Annotated in this window: 1 rRNA gene; it reads left to right on the top strand. The window is 55.0% G+C overall.

Features of this window, described 5'->3' with window-relative positions:
• Positions 1-813, top strand: a 23S ribosomal RNA gene (locus IEY91_RS41450); the annotation flags it as partial.

Here is an 813-nt window from a genome sequence, read left to right as displayed (position 1 = left end):
AAAGCCTCTAGCGAGTTTCATGGCGGCCCGTACCCTAAACCGACTCAGGTGGTCAGGTAGAGAATACCGAGGCGTTCGGGTGAACTATGGTTAAGGAACTCGGCAAAATGCCCCCGTAACTTCGGGAGAAGGGGGGCCATCACCGGTGACGGCACTTGCTGCCAGAGCTGGGGGTGGCCGCAGAGACCAGCGAGAAGCGACTGTTTACTAAAAACACAGGTCCGTGCGAAGCCGTAAGGCGATGTATACGGACTGACGCCTGCCCGGTGCTGGAACGTTAAGGGGACCGGTTAGTGCACTTTCGGGTGTGCGAAGCTGAGAACTTAAGCGCCAGTAAACGGCGGTGGTAACTATAACCATCCTAAGGTAGCGAAATTCCTTGTCGGGTAAGTTCCGACCTGCACGAATGGCGTAACGACTTCTCGACTGTCTCAACCATAGGCCCGGTGAAATTGCACTACGAGTAAAGATGCTCGTTTCGCGCAGCAGGACGGAAAGACCCCGGGACCTTTACTACAGTTTGATATTGGTGTTCGGTTCGGCTTGTGTAGGATAGGTGGGAGACTTTGAACCCGGTACGCCAGTATCGGGGGAGTCGTCGTTGAAATACCACTCTGGTCGTGCTGGATGTCTAACCTGGGTCCGTGATCCGGATCAGGGACAGTGTCTGATGGGTAGTTTAACTGGGGCGGTTGCCTCCTAAAGAGTAACGGAGGCGCCCAAAGGTTCCCTCAGCCTGGTTGGTAATCAGGTGTTGAGTGTAAGTGCACAAGGGAGCTTGACTGTGAGACTGACGGGTCGAGCAGGGACGAA

Source organism: Streptomyces lasiicapitis, assembly GCF_014646335.1.
Classification (GTDB): Bacteria; Actinomycetota; Actinomycetes; order Streptomycetales; family Streptomycetaceae; genus Streptomyces; species Streptomyces lasiicapitis.
This window is presented reverse-complemented; position numbering and strand designations above follow the sequence as displayed.